The organism is Brevibacterium casei CIP 102111, assembly GCF_900169275.1.
In the GTDB taxonomy this organism is placed as follows: domain Bacteria; phylum Actinomycetota; class Actinomycetes; order Actinomycetales; family Brevibacteriaceae; genus Brevibacterium; species Brevibacterium casei.
In genome coordinates this window covers 114,147-133,083 of sequence record NZ_FXZC01000003.1, presented here as the reverse complement: position 1 = coordinate 133,083, position 18,937 = coordinate 114,147, and the positions used below count along the sequence as shown (strand labels likewise).

Genomic DNA, 18,937 nt, shown 5'->3' with positions numbered 1-18,937 from the left:
GAGTCGCCGGCGACAGCAGGGCGTGTGAAGCAACTCACTGCACCGTAGGCTACTCCGCCGTTTCGCCCCATCAGACGTAGTCGTCCACGATGCGAGACCTGCGAAGGGTGCGCCTGAGGGGCTGGGCGGATTCGTCCGGACAGGGAATTAGGGTGGAGGCATGAGCTTTCTCCAGTTCCTGCGCGAGCGGGGCATCGCCGAGCGTCCCGGGTCGGGAACCCGGCCGCTCGTCATCGCCCACCGCGGCTATTCGGCAGTGGCCCCTGAGAACAGCCTCGCGGCCGTCGATGCCGCGCGAGCGCTCGGCGTCGACTTCATCGAGGTCGACGCGTCGACGAGTGCCGACGGGGTGCCGGTGATCATCCATGACCCCGACCTCGACCGGACGACGAACCGCAAGGGCCCCGTCGTCAGCCTCACCGCCGAGGAGCTCTCCTTCGTCGATGCGGGTTCGTGGATGGGGCCTGGGTTCACCGGTGTGCGGGTGCCGACCCTGGCCGCGGTCATGCGCGACATCCAGCATCGCGGGGGCGAGCTCCTCCTCGAGCTCAAGGGGGAGTGGTCGCCGGGCGCCGTCGCGCGGATCTCCGAACTCGTCGTCGAGACCGGAACCGCCGATCGCATGGTCGTCCAGGCCTTCAACACCGACACGCTCGCCACCTGCCGGGACCTGCTGCCCATGGTCGCCCGTTTCCTGTTGCGGATGGTGCCCCGGCCGGAGGACATCGCCACGGCGCGCAACCTCGGCGCGGTGGCGATCAACCCGTCGTACCGGGGATTCTCGCTGCGGAAGTCCGTCGTTGCCGAGATCAGGGACAACGGCCTCGGCGTGTTCGTATGGACGGTCGATGAGATGAACGAATGGCGTGAACTCCTCGACGCCCAGGTCGACGGCATCATCACAAACCATCCGGGACGGCTCCAGGGCTTCCTCGCCGGGCGCTTCGACCCGGTGAAGTAGACCGGTGGGGACGGCGGACGACGGTCTGTGAGTGAGGTCACCGGGAGCGGATTTGCCCCGGTCGCGCTCAGCCGTGTAAATTCTTACCTGTTGCCCCGATAGCTCAGTCGGCAGAGCATCTCCATGGTAAGGAGAAGGTCAAGGGTTCGATTCCCTTTCGGGGCTCTCGTGCCGCGTGAAAACGCGACGCATGCGATCGAGGCGCGGTAGCTCAGCTGGTTAGAGCGCACGACTCATAATCGTGAGGTCGGGAGATCGAGCCTCCCCCGCGCTACTCGATAGGCCCCTCACCTGGTGTTCCATCAGGGAGGGGCCTTTTTCGCGCGCGTGTCACCTTCGGTTGCGCCGCGCCGCACCGGTCAGTGTCAGCAGGCTCTGCAGTCCCGCCTCGGTGCCGGGCCAGTGCCGCTCGACGCTTTCGAGACCGGCATGGCCGATCGCCCACCGGAGGACGAGGGCGATCGCGACGGCATCGTCGGCGTAGCCGAGGACGGGGATGAAGTCCGGGACGAGATCGATCGGCAGCGCGAGGTAGACGAGCAGGCCGCCGAGCATCCAGCGTGTTCCCCGAGGTGTCCGCGGGTCCGTCGCCAAGCGTTTGACCAGGCGCAGCACGTCGGGGACGAGGCGGACGATCTCCTTCCAGTCGACCGACCGACCCATGCGGCGCGACTGGACCCAGAGGACGGCGATGAGGGCGACCCAGAGGAGGAGCAGACCGGCGACGATCGAGAGGACGATGACGAGCCAGTCGGGCATGGAGCACTCCAGTTCTCAAGGACAGGATCCGAAGGAGATTGTAGACCGGAGAGCGCATCCGGGTGAGATGAGTCCGTTTCGAGGGGAGTCGTCGGTTCGCGATCCGAGCGATCGGGACCAGACGAGTCGGTTTGCGCCGGATCGGTCGGGTCGCGACCCGATGCATCCGGCGGACAGTGAATCGAGGCCGTGGGTGGCGCGCGTCGGGGGTCGGGTGTGGCCGTGGGTGGGGTGTGCCGGTGGGCGCGGTGGGGCGTGCCGACGGCGGTCAGCCGGTGGTCGGCTCCTCCGCATACGCCTGGGTCGTGCGGGCGAGGAGGAAGAGCCACGCGAACAGCACACCGGCTGCCATGGTCTCCATCCCGGTGAGGTTGTAGTAGCCCAGGGGCACCCAGAGGAGGATGGCTGCGGCGACGGCGGCGACGACCACGAACGATGTGGCGGTGAAGTCCTTCGGCAGACCCGGCGCGAGTCGGAGCAGCGTGAGGAAGAAGGCGAGGAAGGAGACGACCATGCCCGCCCCGGCGCTGACGTGGACGGGGAAGTTCACCGCGTCGGGGACCGAGCCGACGACGATCATGCAGATGCCGATGGCAGCGAATTCCCAGGTGAGGATCGTGATGCGGCGAGGGTCGCGGATGCCGCGGTGGCGCAGCCCCAGGGCGATGTCGTGCCCGATGTGGTTGGCGAGCGTGGTGAGCAGGAGGCCGGCGATCTGCAGCGAGATGTTGAACTGGTACCCGTTGATTCCCGTGTCGTTGCCCAGACGGGAGAAGTGGAACTGCCACCACGTGGCCTCCGGGGACTGGATCATACTCGCCAGTGTGCCGAGGAACAGATCGGCGACGACGAGGCTGACGACGACGACACTCGTCACCTCGTCGGCGATGATCACCGCGAAATAGGCGCACGCCGCCGCGGCCGCCCCGGCGAGTGCGGCGCCGCCGAGCGGATCGACCGTGAGCCCGCGGAAACCGAGCTGGAAGACCTGGAAGACGGCGTGGACGATGATGCTCGCCACCATTGCCACCGCTGAGATCAGGGCGATGAGGTCGATGATGCGCTTGACCCATGGCAGCCTCCGCCGCCATGCGAGATCGGGCCGTCTGCTGCTGCGCAGATAGGAGAGGGCGAACCCGAGCCCGGACGCGACGGAGGCGGGCCACGCCGCGAGGGCTCCGAGCGAGTCGGCCCCGCCGAGCGGCAGCCGTTGTCCGGCCATGACGAGGACGACGACGATCGCGGTGAGGACGAAGGCGACGACTGCGAAGCGAGTGGCCAGCGATTCGAGGCGGGTCTGCGGTGACCTCAGCGTCAGCGGTGCCTCACCCCGGCCGCGACCCGTGGTGAGAAGCCGGGGACCGCCTCGGCGGGGTGCGGACTCAGCCATCGGAGTCGTCACTCAGACGAAGGACGAAGCGACCCTGTTCCGGGGTGTAGCCGAGGTCGGTGACGAGTTCGCGGTCGACCTCGGTTGTCATCTGGGTGAGGTCCGCGCCGCGGTTGATCCCCTGCTCGTGGACCCACCGGAGCATCGCCGCTCCGATGTCGGAGGTGATCGCGCGGAAGCCGGCGACCTCGAGGCGCAGCGTCCCGCCCTGGGAGAACCCGGGAACGAAGGTGAGCTCCATCGTCCCGACCACCGCACCGGATGCGTCCCGGACGACGGCGAGGTAGTGCGAGCGGTCACGGGTGATCGCCGCGTGGAGGCGGTCGCGCACCTCCGTGCTCGGCATCTCCTCGCCGAGGAGGTCGAGGATCGCGGGGACATCGGCGCGCTTCGCTCGGGAGACCCGGAACTGCTCACCGTCGACGTCGAGGACATCGCCGACCGAGTGGGCGGCGATGTCCTGCATCCGTGCGACGAGGGCGTCGAGCCACCCGCCGACGTTCGCCCGTGCCTCCTCGGTGTCGGGATACCGGCAGCGCAGGTGAAGACCGTTCTCGTCGAGGATGAACCACAGCATCACCCCGTCGGTGCGGATCGTCGCCCCGACGTACTGGGCATCGAGCCCCGTCGAGTCGATCCGCACCGGAAGCCTGCGCAGGTCGAGCCACGAGATCGCGAACATCCCCGGGGCCTCGGGCATGCCGCCCCACGGGGCGAGCACCTCGGCGAGGGGATGCGAACCGAGTTCGATGGCCTCGCGCACCGACCGGGAAGTCGCCTGCGGGGCGGGATCGGTGACTTCGAGGACGGAGTTCGTGATGAACCAGCCGACGGCGTCGTTCCACTTCTCCTCGAAGCGGCTGTGGACGGGGAAGACCGCGCGCAGCGGGGCGCCGCTGACCGTGCGGGTGACCTCCGCCATCGCCGAGAGCGCCAGGGTGAGCGTCGAAACGCCGTCGGCTCGCGCCTGCGCGGAGAACGCGGCCGAGGAGTGGACGTCGAAGACATCGCGGACCTCGACGCGTTCGAGGTGGGCGGCGGCCTCACCGAGGGGGAGGGGGAAGCGCGGCATGAACCCGTCACCGGCCTCGAGGATCTCGCGCCACCGCCTGCTCACCTCGGGCGGCGGGGGACCGGGCTCGGACAGGGCAGCCGTGTGCTCGGCGAACTCGGGGGCGGCGTCGAGGGCCGGGGCGACACCGGAGGAGATCGCGGCCAGCGCCGAGAGGAGGTCGCGGGCGATGACGAGCATCGACCACATGTCGACGTGGGCGTGGTCGGCGCCGATGATGACCGTCGATCCGGCAGCGGTCTCGAGGACGCAGAGACGATGGGACGGGCGGGCGAAGGGGGTGCACGCCTCATCGAGCACCTCGCGCAGGGCGTCGTTGACGGCCTGGCCCTGGGCGATGGGGTGTTCTCGCCAGCGACCGGAGAGGAGCGCGATCTCGCCGAGGGCGAGCTCACCGGATTCGTCGGTGGAGAAGGCCGACCGCAGCGTGCCGTGGCGTTCCATCACCGCCCACCACGCGGACGCGAGGTCGTCGCGGTCGACGTCGCCGGGCAGCTGCAGGGACAGCGCCATCCACGAGCCGGGTCTCGACCCCGCTGAGACGTGGCGGCGCTGGTCGAACGAGATCGGCAGCCGGCGTTCGGGGGGACCCGCCTCGACGTCGTAGCCGTAGAGACGACCGAAGGGCAGCCGCAGGTGAGACACGTTGGTCAGACGCATGCCGCTACTCTAACGTGAGAGGCACCGCAGTGGGCCGACAGCCGGGAGGGCACGTGATTCATCGTCTCGATGGTGCTGACATCGCCGCGGAGCTCTCCGATGAAGGCGGCGCCCCCGTCGTCCAGCTCCACGGACTCACCTCATCCCGGGCGCGCGACAGGGTGCTTCAGCTCGATCTCGGGGTGGGGCTGAGCGGAACCCGGCTGCTGCGCTACGACGCCCGCGGACACGGACTCTCGACGGGCCGGCCGGTCGCCGAGGACTATCGGTGGCCGAGCCTGGCCGAAGACCTTCTCGCCCTCCTCGACATCCACTTCCCCGGGGAGCGGGTCCACGGCGTCGGACCCTCGATGGGCGCTGCCACCCTCCTCCACGCTCTCCTCCTCGACCCCGACCGCTTCTCGGGACTCACCCTCGTCGTGCCCCCGACTGCATGGGAGACGCGTCCGGCCAAGGCCGAGGTCTATCGACAGGCGGCGGATCTCATCGAGGGCGGCGGCTTCGATGAGTACCTCGCAGCCAGTGCCCTCACTCCGCAGCCGCCGACGCTCGCCGACGCGCCGAGCACCCGACCTGAGGTGCCGCTGCCGCTCCTTCCCGCGGTCCTGCGCGGTGCCGCCGGCAGCGACCTGCCCGATCCCGCACGACTCGAGGGGCACGCGATTCCGACGCGGATCCTCGCCTGGGTCGACGACCCCTCCCATCCGCTGGCGACCGCACAGGGCCTGCATGCGCTGCTGCCCGAGTCCCGGCTCACCGTCGCCACCACCCCGACCGACCTCGTCTCCTGGCCGCAGATCCTCGCCGAGGAGGTCGCGCGGCACGAGGTCTAGCCCGCTGATTCCGCGCCTGCCTCGTGGACGTCGCACGGAGTCAGGGCCTGTCTGCCGCCGGTCCTTTTACCGTCGAGCCGCGGATCACCAGGCCGGGCGCGATGAGCGATTCGGAAGCGCAGTTGTCCGGGGTGCGGAGTATATCGAGGACGGCCTGAGCAGAGAGCCGCCCGATCTCACGGTTCTGCGGGTCCACGGACGTCAGAGATATCCGATTGAGGGCGGCAAGCGGGATGTTGTCGAACCCGACCACAGCGAGGTCATCGGGCACAGTCAGTCCGGCGTCGTCGGCGGCCGCGAGAGCCCCGATCGCCGAGATGTCGTTGACGCAGACGATCGCGGTCGGAGGATGGTTGCGTGCGAGAAGGCTGTTCGCGGCTCGGTAGCCCTCAACTTCAGAGAACCCTGCCGGTTCGATCAGTGGGTCGAGTCCGCGGGACTCCATCTGGTCAGCAAAGGCCACAGCACGACCGCTGGAGACATCACCACCTCGGCCGCCGATGAATCCGATACTCGTGTGGCCGAGCGAGACCAGATGGTCAACGGCGAGCTCCATGCCCTTCGCGTCGTCCATGCGCACCGAGGAGTACTCTGTGGTCGGCCGGGGAGCCGCACTGGCGTACACCGTGGGGATTCCTCGGAACATATCCTCATGCTCCGGCACGGTTCCGACGACGATGAGCGCCTTCGGCCGCAGATCCTGCAGCATGCGGATCACCCGCGGGTCGATGCGACCGTAGCTGTCGGGGGGATCGTCCGAGCCGGTGATCGCGGCGCTCGTGATCAGTCCGTACTCGCCGTTGAGGTCGAGCTCCTGTCGCACCGCTTCGGCGATTTCGGCGAAGATCGGATTACGGAGATTGACGACGAGTATGCCCACGAACGGGGCGGAGTCCCTGGCCAAGGACCTTGCCAAGAAGTTCGGCTCGTAGCCGAGCGCCTGAGCCGCTTCGAGAATGAGCTCTCGGCGTTGCGGACCGACCTTCTGCGGATCTGTGAAAGCCAGGGAGACAAGCGACTTCGAGACTCCGGCGCGCGCGGCGACGTCGCGGATAGTGGGCCGAGATCGCTGACCCGACGCAGAGTTCGCCCCCATGTTCGCCATGACAACATCTTCACACACGCGGGAACTCCCTCTGTGGAATGGTGCGATCCACGGCGACTGCCGGGGGCGATCGACACCAGGGGTTGACAGCATGAGGTGCGTCACACTAAATTCGCATTATCCCTATTGGACCGGTCCAAAATACTTCCGCAGCGAACTGCACGATCAAGTTGGACCGGTTCAAAATGAGGTGTCGAGTGAAGTTAAGTGAGAAGTTTGGAGTACGCGATGGAGCGTCATGAGTTGCTGATCGGCGGACAGTGGCAGGCTGCCAGTGGGCAGGCGGCGGTGCGCGACATCGTCTCGCCCTACGACAACAGAGTCGTCGGACAGTGTGCGATCGCCGACGCCGATGACGTCGATGCGGCCATCGCAGCCGCCGTCAACGGGGCAGAGACGTGGCGCGCCACCCCCGCACACGAACGCTTCTCGATTCTCATGCGCGCCGCGGAACTGGCAGATGAGCGAGCCGAGGAGATCGCACAGACGCTCTCGGCAGAGAACGGCAAAACTCTCAAAGAGGCACGAGGGGAAGCCGGTCGTTCGGGATCGATCATCCGCTTGGCCGCGTTCGAAGGGACTCAGCTCTATGGCGAGAGCCTGCCGCTCGATGCCAACCCGGGAACCGGACCAGACAAGATCGGTTTCACCCTGAGACAGCCCGTCGGAATCGTCGCTGCGATCACCCCATTCAACTACCCGGCCCTCCTCGTCAATCACAAGATCGCCCCGGCGCTGGCCGCCGGCAATGCAGTCATCCTCAAACCCGCCAGCACGACACCGCTGACGGCGCTGGCTCTGGCCGAGTGCTTCATCGACGCGGGGCTTCCGGAAGGAGTGCTCTCGGTGCTCACCGGACCAGGTGGAGCGATCGGCGACAGGCTCACCTCTGACAAGAGGATCAGGAAGATCTCCTTCACCGGGTCGACTGCAATCGGTCGACATCTCACGGAACTGGCAGGGGTGAAGAAGCTCTCGCTCGAACTGGGTTCGTCGGCTCCCGTCGTGGTTCTGCCGGATGCGGATATCCAACTCGCTGCCGCAGCGGTCGCAGTCGGCGGTTACACGAACGCCGGACAGGTCTGCATCTCCGTTCAACGCGTCATCGTCCACGAAGCGGTGCGCGGCGACTTCCTCGATGCCCTTCGCACCGAGGTCGCCCAGCACCGCACCGGTGACCCGAGCGCAGCAGAGACAACCGTCGGAACCCTGATCTCCGAACGCGAAGCAGTGCGCGTCCATGAATCCATCCTGCGCGCCGTGGAGGACGGTGCATCCTTGGATCTCGGCGGTGATCGATCCGGAGCCATCGTCGAGCCCGCGATCGTCAGCGGCGTCGATCCCCACTCGCCGTTCGCGCAGGAGGAGATCTTCGGACCTGCGGTCGCAGTGACCGATGCACCGGACACGAAGACCGCGATCGCTCTGGCGAACACGACCGATTACGGCCTCGCGGCAGGCATCTTCACCAATGACATCGATGCAGCCATTCGTTACATGCGCGACGTCGACGCCGGAAGCATCCACATCAACTGGACGCCTTTGTGGCGAGCCGATCTCATGCCCTACGGAGGCCTCAAAGCCAGCGGCATCGGCAAAGAGGGACCACGGGCTGCGGTCGAGGAGATGACCGACGCGAAGACGGTCGTCCTTCACGGGAGGCCATGGCAATCGTGAGCACCACCTCAACGACGACGTGAGTGACCTGACCCAACCGGCTGACAGCGCATCACCCCCGATCGCACAGCACCATCCGAATCCACAGGGAGCACCTATGAAGAACGAACCGACAGTGCGACTGACCGTCGCCCAGGCCGTCGTGCGCTACCTCATCAATCAGCATTCCGTGCTCGATGGGCACCGACAGCGTTTCATTCCCGCCGCAGCGGGGATCTTCGGACACGGCAATGTCGCCGGATTCAGCCAGGCCTTCGCCCAGTACGCCGACGAGATGCCGTTCATCCAAGGGCGCAACGAGCAGGCTCTCGCCCACGCGGGAACTGCCCTCGCGAAAGCCAGTATTCGCCGACAGACCTTGGCCGTGACCGCTTCCATCGGCCCAGGAGCGATGAACCTTGTCACGGCCGCCGCGACGGCAACAGTGAATCGGCTCCCGCTGCTCCTTCTTCCCGGCGACACCTATGCGACCAGGCGACAGGGGCCCGTGCTTCAGGAGCTTGAGAACCCGCAGGATCCCAGCATGAGCGTCAATGACGCGTTCCGCCCGGTGTCGACGTTCTTCGACCGCATCACGCGCCCCGAACAGCTCATCACGTCGCTCCCCAAGGCCCTGCGCGTGCTGGCCAACCCGGTCGAGACTGGCGCCGTTGTGCTGTCCCTGCCCCAAGACATCCAGTCCCACGCCTTCGACTACCCGCTGGAGATGTTCTCTCCGCGCGATTGGGAGATCCGGCGCACCATTCCCCGGCCGACGGACATCGCGGCAGTCGCCGAACTGGTCGCCGGTTCAACCAAGCCGCTCATCATCGCCGGTGGAGGCGTCCTCTACTCGCGGGCGCAGAAGGCGTTGGCGCGTTTCGCCGACGCCACGGGCATCCCGGTCGCGGAGACCTTCGGCGGAAAAGGGGCTGTGGAGGATGCGGCCGCGTGGGGGCTCGGAGGGATCGGCCTGGAAGGCAACCCGGCAACCAATCGCCTCGTCGCGGAGTCCGACCTCATCATCAGCGTCGGCACCCGTCTGACTGACTTCGCGACCGGATCGCAGACGATGTTCACGAATCCGGACGTGCAATTCGCCTCGATCAACATCACCGAACTCGATGCGATCAAGCAGGGCGCCACAGCAGTCGTCGCGGACGCGCGTCTGGGCATCGACGCGCTCGCGGAAGAACTTGCCGGCTATCGAGTCAGCGAATCCTGGGCTGAAGAGATCTCCGCGCAGAAGGCACAGTGGAGGCCGGTCCGCGAAGCTTCCCTCGACCCCGACAAGCAGTTCGACAAGACAGCGCCGGAGAACGCCCATCTGAACATCCCCGACACCGATGCCGTGATCACCCAGGGTCAGCTCATCGGTCTGCTCCAGGAACACGCCCGTCCCGGTGACACCATCATCGCCGCAGCCGGTGGACCGCCAGGTGACCTCCTCAAGGTCTGGGATGCCACCGATGGCCGCCGGTGTCACCTGGAGTTCGGATTCTCCTGCATGGGCTACGAGATTCCAGCCGGAATCGGTGTGCGCCTCGCTGATCCGCAGAGCTCGAATCGAGTCACGGTCTTCATCGGCGACGGCACGTTCCTCATGAATCCCACGGAGATCCTCACCGCTGCCCAGGAGCAGCTCGACATCACCTACGTGATCTCGGAGAACCACGGATTCCAGGTGATCAGACGCCTGCAGATGATGAAGTTCGGCGAGCAGTTCGGCAACGACTTCCGATACCGGGATGACGAGGACCGCAGACTGTCCGGGGACTACCTTCGAGTCGATTTGGGGCGGATCGCAGAGGGACTCGGCGCCGCGACCCACAGAGCCACGACTGCCGACGAGGTGCGAGAAGTCCTCTCACAGACCCGAAACGAGCGTGGCCCCGTCGCCGTCGTCGTCCCGACGATCCCTCTGGTCGATCTGCCCGGCTCGGGGGTGTTCTGGGACGTCGCTCCCGCCGAGGTTGCCGAGCACCCAGGAGTACGTGAACTCCGCAGCGACTACGAATTGGGGCTGGAGGAACAGCGATGGCACGTCTGAGCACAACCCGGACACCCCTCGACCACGGCTCTCTGGTCGAACGCGTCCGCAACAGTGAGAGGACGATGGGAACCTTCGCTGGACTGGGGTCTGTCACTGCCGTTGAAGTGCTGGCGGCTGCGGGACTCGACTGGGTGCTCATCGATCTCGAACACGGGGGCGGAGACGAACGGTCCGTCGGTGATGCTGTGAGTGCGGCTGGCGGCTACGGCGCTGCCGTGCTCGTTCGCGTGGAGACGCCTGACCGAATCAGGATCGGTCGGGTCCTCGACGCTGGCGCCGCGGGTGTCATGCTTCCCCGCGTCGAATCTGTCGAGGAGGTCGAGGCGATCATCCCGCATCTGCACTACCCGCCTCACGGCGATCGTGGAGTGGCGACATACAACAGGTCGGTCCGCTGGGGAATGGATCGAGGCGCGTTGGCCACAGGAAGCGCCAACGTCCTCACGATCGTCCAGATCGAAACCGCCGGCGCCCTCGCCGATGTCGATGCGATCGCTGGACATCCGGACGTCGACGTAGTCTTCGTCGGTCCGCTCGACCTCTCGTACGCACTGGGTGTGCCCCTGGACTTTGACGCAGCCGAGTTCCAAGATGCGCTGAAGGCAGTCGTCGTCGCTGCCCAGCGCCACGGCACCGCCGCCGGAATCCTCTGCGCGAATCCCGAGATCGCAGCCGTGCGAGCAGGCCAGGGATTCAGCTTCCTGCCGGTCGGCTCGGATGCCACCCTCCTCGCCTCGGCGGCTCAGGACATCATCTCAGCGCTGAGACCTTGAGACGCTCTTCCGTCCGCACCACATCCAAACCGAAGGACCTGTCATGACCACCACAGACACCACACCGCACGAGATCGGCGTCGGGCTCATCAGCGTCGGCTGGATGGGGCAGCTGCACAGCCGCGCGTACTCCAGCATTCCGGTCATCTACCCCGAACTCGGCATCAGGCCAAAACTCGTCATCGCCGCCGACACCAACCCTGACCGAGCCGACTACGCCGTCGATGTGCTCGGCTATGGATCCGGCACAACCGACTATCGCGACGTCCTCGACCATCCCGGCGTCGACGTGGTCTCCGTCTGCGCACCCAACTTCCTCCATGAGGAGATCGGCACCGCCGTCGCCAGAGCGGGGAAGTCCCTCTGGATCGAGAAGCCGGTGGGTCGGTCTGCCGAGGAGACGCAAGCGGTCGCCGATGCCGCTGATGCCGCGGGCATCGTCACCGCGGTCGGATTCAACTATCGCAATGCCCCTGCGATCGAGTACGCCCGACGGATCATCGCCGAAGGTCAGCTGGGGCGGATCATCAACGTCCGCGGTGCGTTCTTCGCAGACTACTCCGCGGAACCCAACGGTGCCCTGTCCTGGCGGTTCGTGCGCAACCTCGCAGGCTCAGGCGTCCTAGGAGACCTGCTCGGTCACCTCACCGATCTCGCCCACTATGTCGTCGGCCCCATCGACCGAGTCACAGGAGTGTCGAACACCGCGTACACAGAACGTCCCAAACTCGAAATGGGCAGCGGCACCCACTTCTCCGTAGTCGAAGGCGGAGAGATGGCTCCCGTCGAGAACGAGGACTATGCGGGACTCCTCGTCCATTTCGGTGCGGGAGCCCAGGGAGCGGGGGCCGTAGGCACACTCGAGGCGTCGCGAGTGAGCGTCGGGCCCCGTGCCGAATACTCATTCGAGGTGTACGGGACCGAGGGATCGCTGCGATGGAATTTCGAGCGGATGAACGAACTCGAGCTGGCGCTCGGTTATCGCGGGCCCCATGTCGGATTCACACGGATCATGTCGGGTCCGGAGTTCGGTGACTTCTCGAAGTTCCAGCCCGGGGCAGGAACGTCGATGGGCTACGACGACCTCAAAGTCATAGAGGCGAAGAAGTTCCTGCGGGCCCACATAGGTGAGGATTCTGCTCACGCCGACGTCCACGACGCGCTGGCAGCCAACCGAGTCGTCTATGCAGGCGAGCAGGCCATCGCCAACCAGGACTGGCGGGCCGTAGAACCGGTCGAGGGGACCTCGGCCTCGAAGCGACACGAACCGGTGAGAGCCGAAAAGGCGGTGCCCCATGGGTGAAGTGCTTACAGTCGTCGGATTGGGGCCGGTTCCGAGTGACGTCGTCGCACCCGTGCTCGGGCCGGATGTGCGCTTCGTCCAGACCCCTGACGACGTCGATCTCCGCCGTGCAAAAGGTGCCATCGTCCGTGCCGCAGTCAAGATCGGCTCTTCAGAACTCGATGCCATGCCCGACATCAGGGTCATCGCCCGTACCGGTGTCGGCGTCGACGACATCGACGTCGACACCGCCAGTTCCAGAGGGATCCCAGTTGCTGTGACACCCGGAGTGAACTCCACCGCTGTCGCCGAGGGAGCCCTCGCCCACATCCTCCATCTGGTGAAGTCGCTGGGGCCATTGACCGAACTGGTGCGCTCAGAGCGGTGGTCGGCCCGCAGCGAGGTGCCCGTCGGGGACCTTGAAGGAGCGACTCTGGGGCTCGTCGGATACGGGAACATCGGGAAGCGGGTGAAGGCGCTCGCCGAGGCGTTCGGAATGAACGTGAAAGTCTACGATCCCATCGCTGAGGTTCCTTCCGCCAATCGTGCGGGCACCCTCGACGAGGTGCTCAGCATCGCTGACATCATCTCGCTGCATGTGCCCCTGAACGAGAGCACCCGGAGGATGATCGATGCCCGAGCGATCGACCAGATGAAGCCCGGCACCGTTCTCGTCAACACCAGCCGCGGCGGACTCATCGACGAGGATGCAGCGCTGTCCGGACTCGAATCGGGGAAGCTCGCCGGTGTCGGATTGGACTCGTTCGATCCGGAGCCTCCCCGGCCGCATCCTCTCCACCAGCACCCTCGCACGGTGCTCACACCCCACGTCATGGGGCTGACGACGAATTCGAGTCGCGCGACATTCATCGCGGCCGCACAGGCAGTCAGGGACGTCCTCGACGGTGGAGGTCCCGCAGCCGCGGTGAACGCTGCCGACCTCGGCCTCGGCGAAACTCTCACACGAAACGGAGCCAAATGATGACCGATGTCAAGATCGCAGCTGCCCCGATCTCCTGGGGCGTCTGCGAAGTTCCCGGATGGGGCTACCAACTCGAACCCGAGAGGGTACTCACCGAGATGCAGGAGCTCGGGTTCGATGCCACGGAGTTCGGCCCGGAGGGCTTCCTTCCGGACGATCCCGAAGCACGAGCGGAAGTCCTCAGAGAGCATGCGATGCGTTCTGTCGGAGGCTTCGTCCCGGCAGTCATCCATGACCCGCAGGTCGACCCTCTCCCGCAGATCGAAGCCGAGCTCCGTTCGTTCGTCACAGCCGGAGCCGATACCCTCGTCCTCGCGGCTGCCACCGGCGTCGACGGGTACGACCACATTCGGCCGACCCTGGACGAAGCCGGATGGGAGACTCTGTGCGGGAACATCGACAGAATCGTCTCCCGAGCCGCTGCAGACGGCATCAGGGTCGCCCTTCATCCTCACGTGGGAACGATGGTCGAGACGCAGGACGACGTCGATCACGTGCTCAACGGCAGCAGCGTCGACATCTGCTTCGACACCGGACACATGTTCATCGGAGGCATCGATCCCTTGGCGTTCGTCAGCGACCATCCCGAACGGATCTCGCACGTTCACCTCAAAGACGTCGCGCTCTCCCACGCCCGTCGGGTCCGTGCCGGAGAGGTGACCTACTACGAGGCTGTGGTCGATGGAATGTACCGGCCGCTCGGCCAGGGAGACATCGACATCCGCGCGATCGTCACCACACTGATCGGCGCAGGCTTCGACGGTTGGTTCACTCTCGAGCAGGACACTGTGGTCGCCGTCGCGCCGAAGGTCGGAGACGGTCCGATGAGGCAGGCGAGGGAGAGCCTCGACTACCTGAACTCGATCGTGAGGGAGGACCGATGAGCTCGCGCATCGGAGTGGTCGGGCTCGGGAGGATCGGGCGTCTTCACGCACGCAATGTCCTGCTGGAGGATCCGAGCACCGAATTGGTGCTCATCGGGCGCAGTGCAGACAGGCTCGAGGCAGCGCGGAAGTCGCTCAAGGGTTCACTGTCTGCGAAGAGTCGGCTCGATGAGGTACCGGAGATCTCTGTGCGGACGATGTCCGATGCGTGGGCCGATGGTCTCGATGGCGCGATCATCGCAACATCGACCGGCTCGCACCCGGAACTGACCCGGCATGCCGTTGCGCGCGGAGTGCCCACGCTCGTCGAGAAGCCGCTGAGCCTCGACCTCGCCGAGATACCCCAACTGTCCGAAGAGCTCGAAGCACATGGGGTGCCGATCATGGTTGCGTTCCATCGGAGATACGACGAGGGCTATCAGAGGCTGCGGGCGCAGATCCGCAGCGGCGACATGGGCCCGATCCGCGTGGTTCACGCTGTCGACCATGACCACCGACACGTCGATCCCGACTACATCCCGCGCTCAGGCGGCATCTGGCGCGACCTGCTCATCCATGACTTCGACACCATTCCCTGGCTCCTCGGCGATCGGCCTGAGTCGATCTACGCGACCGGGGGAGTCCTCGATGCCGACATCTACTCCGAAAGCTGCGACCTCGACACCGCGACAGCAGTGATCACGTTCGCATCGGGAGTCCAAGCTGTCGTCAGCGGCGGGCGCAACGTGGCAGCAGGACAGGATGTCGCCACCGTGGTCTACGGCAGCGACGCCGCGTTCTCTGCTGGAGTGGATGCACAGTCTCCGGTCGTTCCGCTCGAGCCCGGGACAACTGCCTCGACGAACACCTACGAGGACTTCACAGAGCGCTTCGATGCGACCTTCCGGAGAGAGATGGGGCACTTCCTCGCCATGGTGCGTGGTGAGGCGGACTCGCTCACGCCGCCCTCAGCGGGAGTCGTCGCCGCGCGACTGGCCGTGGCAGCAGAGGAGTCCGCGCGCTCGGGGAGACCGATCCGCATCGAATGGTGACGACTGCCTGCCGCGAATGGCTCCATTTCTCCCAATCCACTCCAACCACAAGGAGAACCCACCAATGTCCAGCGAGCAGCTGCGCTTCGGCCTCATCGGGACCGGACGCATAGGCAAGGTTCACGCCGCGAACATTGCAGCACTTCCTGAAACCACTTTGTCCCGAGTGGCCGATCCCTATCTCGCGGGGGCTCAGGCCATGGCCGATGAACATGGCGCAATCGCCTCGGCGGATCCTCTTGAGGCGATCGGCGCAGGGGACCTCGACGCTGTGATCATCGCCTCGCCCACCTCCACACACGCCGATCTCATCGCTGCCGCCATCGAGGCGAGGATTCCCATCCTGTGTGAGAAGCCCATCGATCTCGACATCGCTCGGGTCGATGAGTTGGCCCCGACAGTCGAGGAATCAGAGGTCCCGTTCGCCGTAGGCTTCAACCGACGGTTCGACCGCAGCTTCGCCGCCGCTCGGGAGCGTCTGCTTGACGGCGACATCGGCGAGCTCGAGCAGCTCTCGATCATCAGCCGTGACCCGGCCCCGCCGACGATCGAGAACCTCCGCACGACTGGAGGAATTTTCCGCGACCAGACCATCCACGACTTCGACATGGCACGGTTCTTCGCGCCCGACATCGTCGAAGTCTTCGCGACAGGGTCCCAGCTGTTCGACGAGGGCGCGGCCGACCTCAACGACTTCGACACCGCGATGGTGGTCATGCGGACCGCCGGCGGCGCCCAGATCTCGATCACCAATTCGCGGCACAGCGCAATCGGCTACGACCAGCGCATCGAGGTCTTCGGCGGTCGAGGCATGCTCGAAGTCGGCAACGCCGGGACCAGCCTTGTGAGGTACTCGAACTCGTCGTCCGTGCAGGCGGGATCACCGTTCCAGCACTTCTTCCTCGAACGCTACGCCGACGCCTACATCGACGAGCTTCGTGAGTTCTGCAAGCTGGTTCGCGGAGAACGCTCGCGTTGCTCCACCTTCGAAGATGGGCGAGAGGCGCTGGTTCTCGCCAACGCCGCAGAACTCTCGGCGCGAGAGGGACGCGCGGTGAAGATCGACTTCGGCGTCTGACCGCCGATCCGGGTCAGCGCACCAGCGCGACCAGCAGTGCAAAGAAGCACCGAACATAGGAGACCATCATGGTTGCCAACACAGTAGTTTCGAACGACTCGGCGTTGCCGACAATGCCCAAGACAGGGCCGCACCGAAAGCGGATCGGCCTGATCTCGATCATCGCCTGCTTCGGAGGACTTCTCTTCGGCTACGACACAGGCGTCATCAACGGCGCGCTTCGGCCGATGTCCCAGGAGCTGGGTCTGACCGCGGTGAGTGAGGGAGTGGTGACGAGTTCGCTCGTCTTCGCTGCCGCCGTCGGTGCCGTCTCGTGCGGGAAGATCTGCGACATGATCGGGCGTCGACGCACGATCCTCCTCCTCTCCGGGCTCTTCTTCTTCGGCACGCTCGTCGTCGTCTTTGCCCCCAACGTCGAGGTGCTCGTAGCCGGACGCATCATGCTCGGCTTGGCTGTCGGAGGAGCCTCGATCGTCGTCCCCGTTTACCTCTCCGAACTCGCCCCTTACGAGATCCGAGGCTCGATCAGTGGTCGCAACGAAGTCGCAATCGTCTCCGGACAGCTCGCCGCCTTCGTCGTCAACGCGATCATCGGAAACGTGTGGGGGCACATTGACGGAATCTGGCGCGTGATGTTCGCCGTCTGCGCGATTCCTGCCGTCTGTCTGTTCATCGGAATGCTCCGAATGCCGGAATCGCCGAGATGGCTCGTCGAACACAATCGGCATGAAGAGGCGCTGCAAGTTCTGCGAACGGTGCGCACTGAAGAGCGCGCGGCCGCTGAGCTGGGGGCCGTCGAGCTGGTCGCCGAAGCGACAACCGGAGACCAGCGAGTCGGCTATCGCAAGTTCGTCTTCAACAAATGGCTGATCAGGATCGTTCTCGTCGGCATCGGCGTCGCCGTATGTCAGCAGCTGACGGGCATCAACTCGATCATGTACTACGGGCAGATCGTGCTCATCGAGTCGGGATTCGCGGCCAACGCGGCGCTCATCGCCAACATCGCTCCCGGAGTCGTCGCAGTGCTCGGCGGATTCGTCGCACTCTACATGATGGACCGTGTCGACCGTCGCACGACGTTCATCACCGGGCTGGCACTCACCACTACATTCCACCTGCTCATCGGCCTGAGCTCGATGTATATGTCCGAGGACAATCCCCTGCGAGCATGGGTGATTCTCGCACTCATCGTCGGCTTCGTCGCGTCGATGCAGACCTTCCTCAACGTCGCAGTGTGGGTGTGGCTGGCTGAGGTGTTCCCGCTTCCGATGAGAGGAGTCGGGATCGGAATCTCGCAGCTCTTCGGGTGGGGAATGAACGGAGTCATCGCTCTGGTGTTCCCCTCACTCGTCGCCGCCATCGGCATCTCAGGAGTCTTCTTCGTCTTCGCTGGAGTCGGGGTCGTCGCACTGATCTTCGTCGCCACCCAGGTGCCCGAAACACGGGGAATCTCGCTGGAGAAGATGGAGGAGGGCATCGAATCCGGACTCGCCTACGACTTCCTTGCCTGGCGGAAGCTGAGGGACGAGCGATGAACGATCCTCAACTGGTGGCGACATGTTGGACGAGCGCCGGAGACGCGGCACCGATGCGCGCATCGGAGGCGAGTCCACACGCTGCCGTGACGCGCGTGCGGGTGGCCGCCGAAACTGGATGGGCGGGGGTGGGGTTCGTCCTCGACGATCTCCGCCAGGTCCGCGACACCATAGGATACGAACTGCTGGCCGAGGAGATCAGGGCATCGGGGCTCAGCCATGTCGAAGTCGAACTGTGCTCCCGATGGTGGACAGAGGACTCTGGTGATTGGCGGCAGGACTGGGCTGACCTGCTCGCGGCCGCTGGGGCGCTCGATGCATCGTTCATCAAAGTGGGGACGGAGATGGCGCCCCAGGTCAACGATGTGACTCCCTTCGCCGAGCCCCTGCGCCGTCTGGCGGTCGAAGCGGAAGCGCACGGTTCGCGGGTGGCTCTCGAGCCATTGCCGTTCGGAATGATTGCGACAGTGCCCCAGGGCGCCGAGTTGATCGGAGAGGTGTCCCATCCTGCGGCCGGGCTCGTCGTCGACTACTGGCATGTGTTCAGAGCTGAGACCTCTTTCGCCGAGCTGCTCGACTGTTTGAACGCCGACACCGTCTTCGGTGTCGAACTGTGCGACGCCGATGCCACAGCCGTCGGCACGCTCTTCGAGGACACACGGGACAACAGGCGACTCGTCGGAGAAGGCGTTCAGGATGTGGCCGGCTTCGTCACCACGATGTCCGACATCGGCTTCTCCGGTCCGTGGGGTGTGGAGATCCTCTCTGCGGAGCATCGGAGACGGTCCTTGCGAGACGCCCTTGAAGCGGCGAAGGTGACAGCTCTCACGGCCTTCAGATGACGCCCGCCCCTGCCTATACTCGGAAGCGGGGCCCGAGGTCC

General features: G+C 65.6%; 16 protein-coding genes and 2 tRNA genes. 14 read left to right on the top strand and 4 right to left on the bottom strand.

Translation table 11 applies throughout. From position 1 onward, the window contains the following. The first annotated feature begins 160 nt into the window (after positions 1-160). The 3 genes from BC102111_RS07575 to BC102111_RS07565 all read left to right on the top strand — a co-directional run bounded on the left by BC102111_RS07575 (position 161) and on the right by BC102111_RS07565 (position 1,235). On the top strand, positions 161-961 hold the full coding sequence (locus tag BC102111_RS07575) for a glycerophosphodiester phosphodiesterase (RefSeq protein ID WP_101623952.1): 801 nt from the start codon (positions 161-163) through the stop codon (positions 959-961). Between the two features lie 92 nt (positions 962-1,053). Next, positions 1,054-1,126 (top strand) — tRNA-Thr (locus tag BC102111_RS07570). A gap of 35 nt (positions 1,127-1,161) precedes the next feature. Further along, a tRNA-Met gene (locus tag BC102111_RS07565) sits at positions 1,162-1,235 on the top strand. Positions 1,236-1,291: 56 nt separating this feature from the next. On the opposite strand, the gene BC102111_RS07560 is transcribed toward BC102111_RS07565, so the two are convergent. The 3 genes from BC102111_RS07560 to BC102111_RS07550 form a co-directional block, all read right to left on the bottom strand. After that, the gene (locus BC102111_RS07560; RefSeq protein WP_095376747.1) at positions 1,292-1,720 is read right to left on the bottom strand and encodes a YkvA family protein; all 429 of its coding nucleotides are present in this window, start codon (positions 1,718-1,720) and stop codon (positions 1,292-1,294) included. 268 nt (positions 1,721-1,988) lie between these two features. Then, a complete protein-coding gene (locus BC102111_RS07555) occupies positions 1,989-3,110 on the bottom strand; it encodes a DUF998 domain-containing protein (RefSeq protein WP_101623951.1) in 1,122 nt (373 codons plus the stop codon). Beyond that, the gene (locus tag BC102111_RS07550; RefSeq protein ID WP_063249200.1) at positions 3,103-4,842 is read right to left on the bottom strand and encodes a condensation domain-containing protein; all 1,740 of its coding nucleotides are present in this window, start codon (positions 4,840-4,842) and stop codon (positions 3,103-3,105) included. The genes BC102111_RS07555 and BC102111_RS07550 overlap by 8 nt, the downstream gene beginning before the upstream one ends. 53 nt (positions 4,843-4,895) lie before the next feature. Here BC102111_RS07550 and BC102111_RS07545 point away from each other — a divergent pair, with 53 nt between their 5' ends. Then, positions 4,896-5,675 (top strand): alpha/beta fold hydrolase, encoded by a 780-nt coding sequence (locus BC102111_RS07545; protein ID WP_101623950.1) that lies wholly within the window; start codon positions 4,896-4,898, stop codon positions 5,673-5,675. A gap of 40 nt (positions 5,676-5,715) precedes the next feature. Here the strand turns inward: BC102111_RS07545 and BC102111_RS07540 are convergent, their stop codons facing one another. Continuing rightward, positions 5,716-6,780, bottom strand: a complete 1,065-nt coding sequence (locus BC102111_RS07540; protein ID WP_180960591.1) for a LacI family DNA-binding transcriptional regulator — start codon at positions 6,778-6,780, stop codon at positions 5,716-5,718. A gap of 207 nt (positions 6,781-6,987) precedes the next feature. Between BC102111_RS07540 and BC102111_RS07535 the strand changes: the two genes are divergently transcribed. From BC102111_RS07535 to BC102111_RS07490, 10 genes are all read left to right on the top strand, one after another. Further along, the gene (locus BC102111_RS07535; RefSeq protein ID WP_257957709.1) at positions 6,988-8,457 is read left to right on the top strand and encodes an aldehyde dehydrogenase family protein; all 1,470 of its coding nucleotides are present in this window, start codon (positions 6,988-6,990) and stop codon (positions 8,455-8,457) included. Between the two features lie 97 nt (positions 8,458-8,554). Beyond that, the gene (gene iolD, locus BC102111_RS07530; RefSeq protein ID WP_101623948.1) at positions 8,555-10,486 is read left to right on the top strand and encodes a 3D-(3,5/4)-trihydroxycyclohexane-1,2-dione acylhydrolase (decyclizing); all 1,932 of its coding nucleotides are present in this window, start codon (positions 8,555-8,557) and stop codon (positions 10,484-10,486) included. After that, positions 10,474-11,262 carry an HpcH/HpaI aldolase family protein gene (locus BC102111_RS07525; RefSeq protein ID WP_101623947.1) on the top strand — a complete coding sequence of 263 codons (789 nt, stop codon included), beginning with the start codon at positions 10,474-10,476 and terminating at the stop codon, positions 11,260-11,262. Before iolD ends, BC102111_RS07525 begins: the two co-directional genes overlap by 13 nt. A 43-nt stretch (positions 11,263-11,305) precedes the next feature. Beyond that, positions 11,306-12,565 carry a Gfo/Idh/MocA family protein gene (locus tag BC102111_RS07520; protein WP_101623946.1) on the top strand — a complete coding sequence of 420 codons (1,260 nt, stop codon included), beginning with the start codon at positions 11,306-11,308 and terminating at the stop codon, positions 12,563-12,565. Beyond that, entirely contained in the window at positions 12,558-13,526 is a 969-nt protein-coding gene (locus tag BC102111_RS07515) for an NAD(P)-dependent oxidoreductase (protein ID WP_101623945.1), read from the top strand. Before BC102111_RS07520 ends, BC102111_RS07515 begins: the two co-directional genes overlap by 8 nt. Next, entirely contained in the window at positions 13,526-14,410 is an 885-nt protein-coding gene (locus BC102111_RS07510) for a TIM barrel protein (protein WP_101623944.1), read from the top strand. The genes BC102111_RS07515 and BC102111_RS07510 overlap by 1 nt, the downstream gene beginning before the upstream one ends. Continuing rightward, complete coding sequence (locus BC102111_RS07505; RefSeq protein ID WP_101623943.1) at positions 14,407-15,441, top strand: Gfo/Idh/MocA family protein; 1,035 nt, start codon at positions 14,407-14,409, stop codon at positions 15,439-15,441. Before BC102111_RS07510 ends, BC102111_RS07505 begins: the two co-directional genes overlap by 4 nt. A 64-nt stretch (positions 15,442-15,505) precedes the next feature. Next, positions 15,506-16,519: an inositol 2-dehydrogenase gene (iolG, locus tag BC102111_RS07500; protein WP_101623942.1), complete on the top strand. Its 1,014-nt coding sequence runs from the start codon at positions 15,506-15,508 to the stop codon at positions 16,517-16,519. 68 nt (positions 16,520-16,587) lie between these two features. Next, entirely contained in the window at positions 16,588-18,054 is a 1,467-nt protein-coding gene (locus BC102111_RS07495) for a sugar porter family MFS transporter (RefSeq protein WP_101623941.1), read from the top strand. Then, positions 18,051-18,896: a sugar phosphate isomerase/epimerase family protein gene (locus tag BC102111_RS07490; RefSeq protein ID WP_101623940.1), complete on the top strand. Its 846-nt coding sequence runs from the start codon at positions 18,051-18,053 to the stop codon at positions 18,894-18,896. Before BC102111_RS07495 ends, BC102111_RS07490 begins: the two co-directional genes overlap by 4 nt. Positions 18,897-18,937 lie beyond the last annotated feature (41 nt).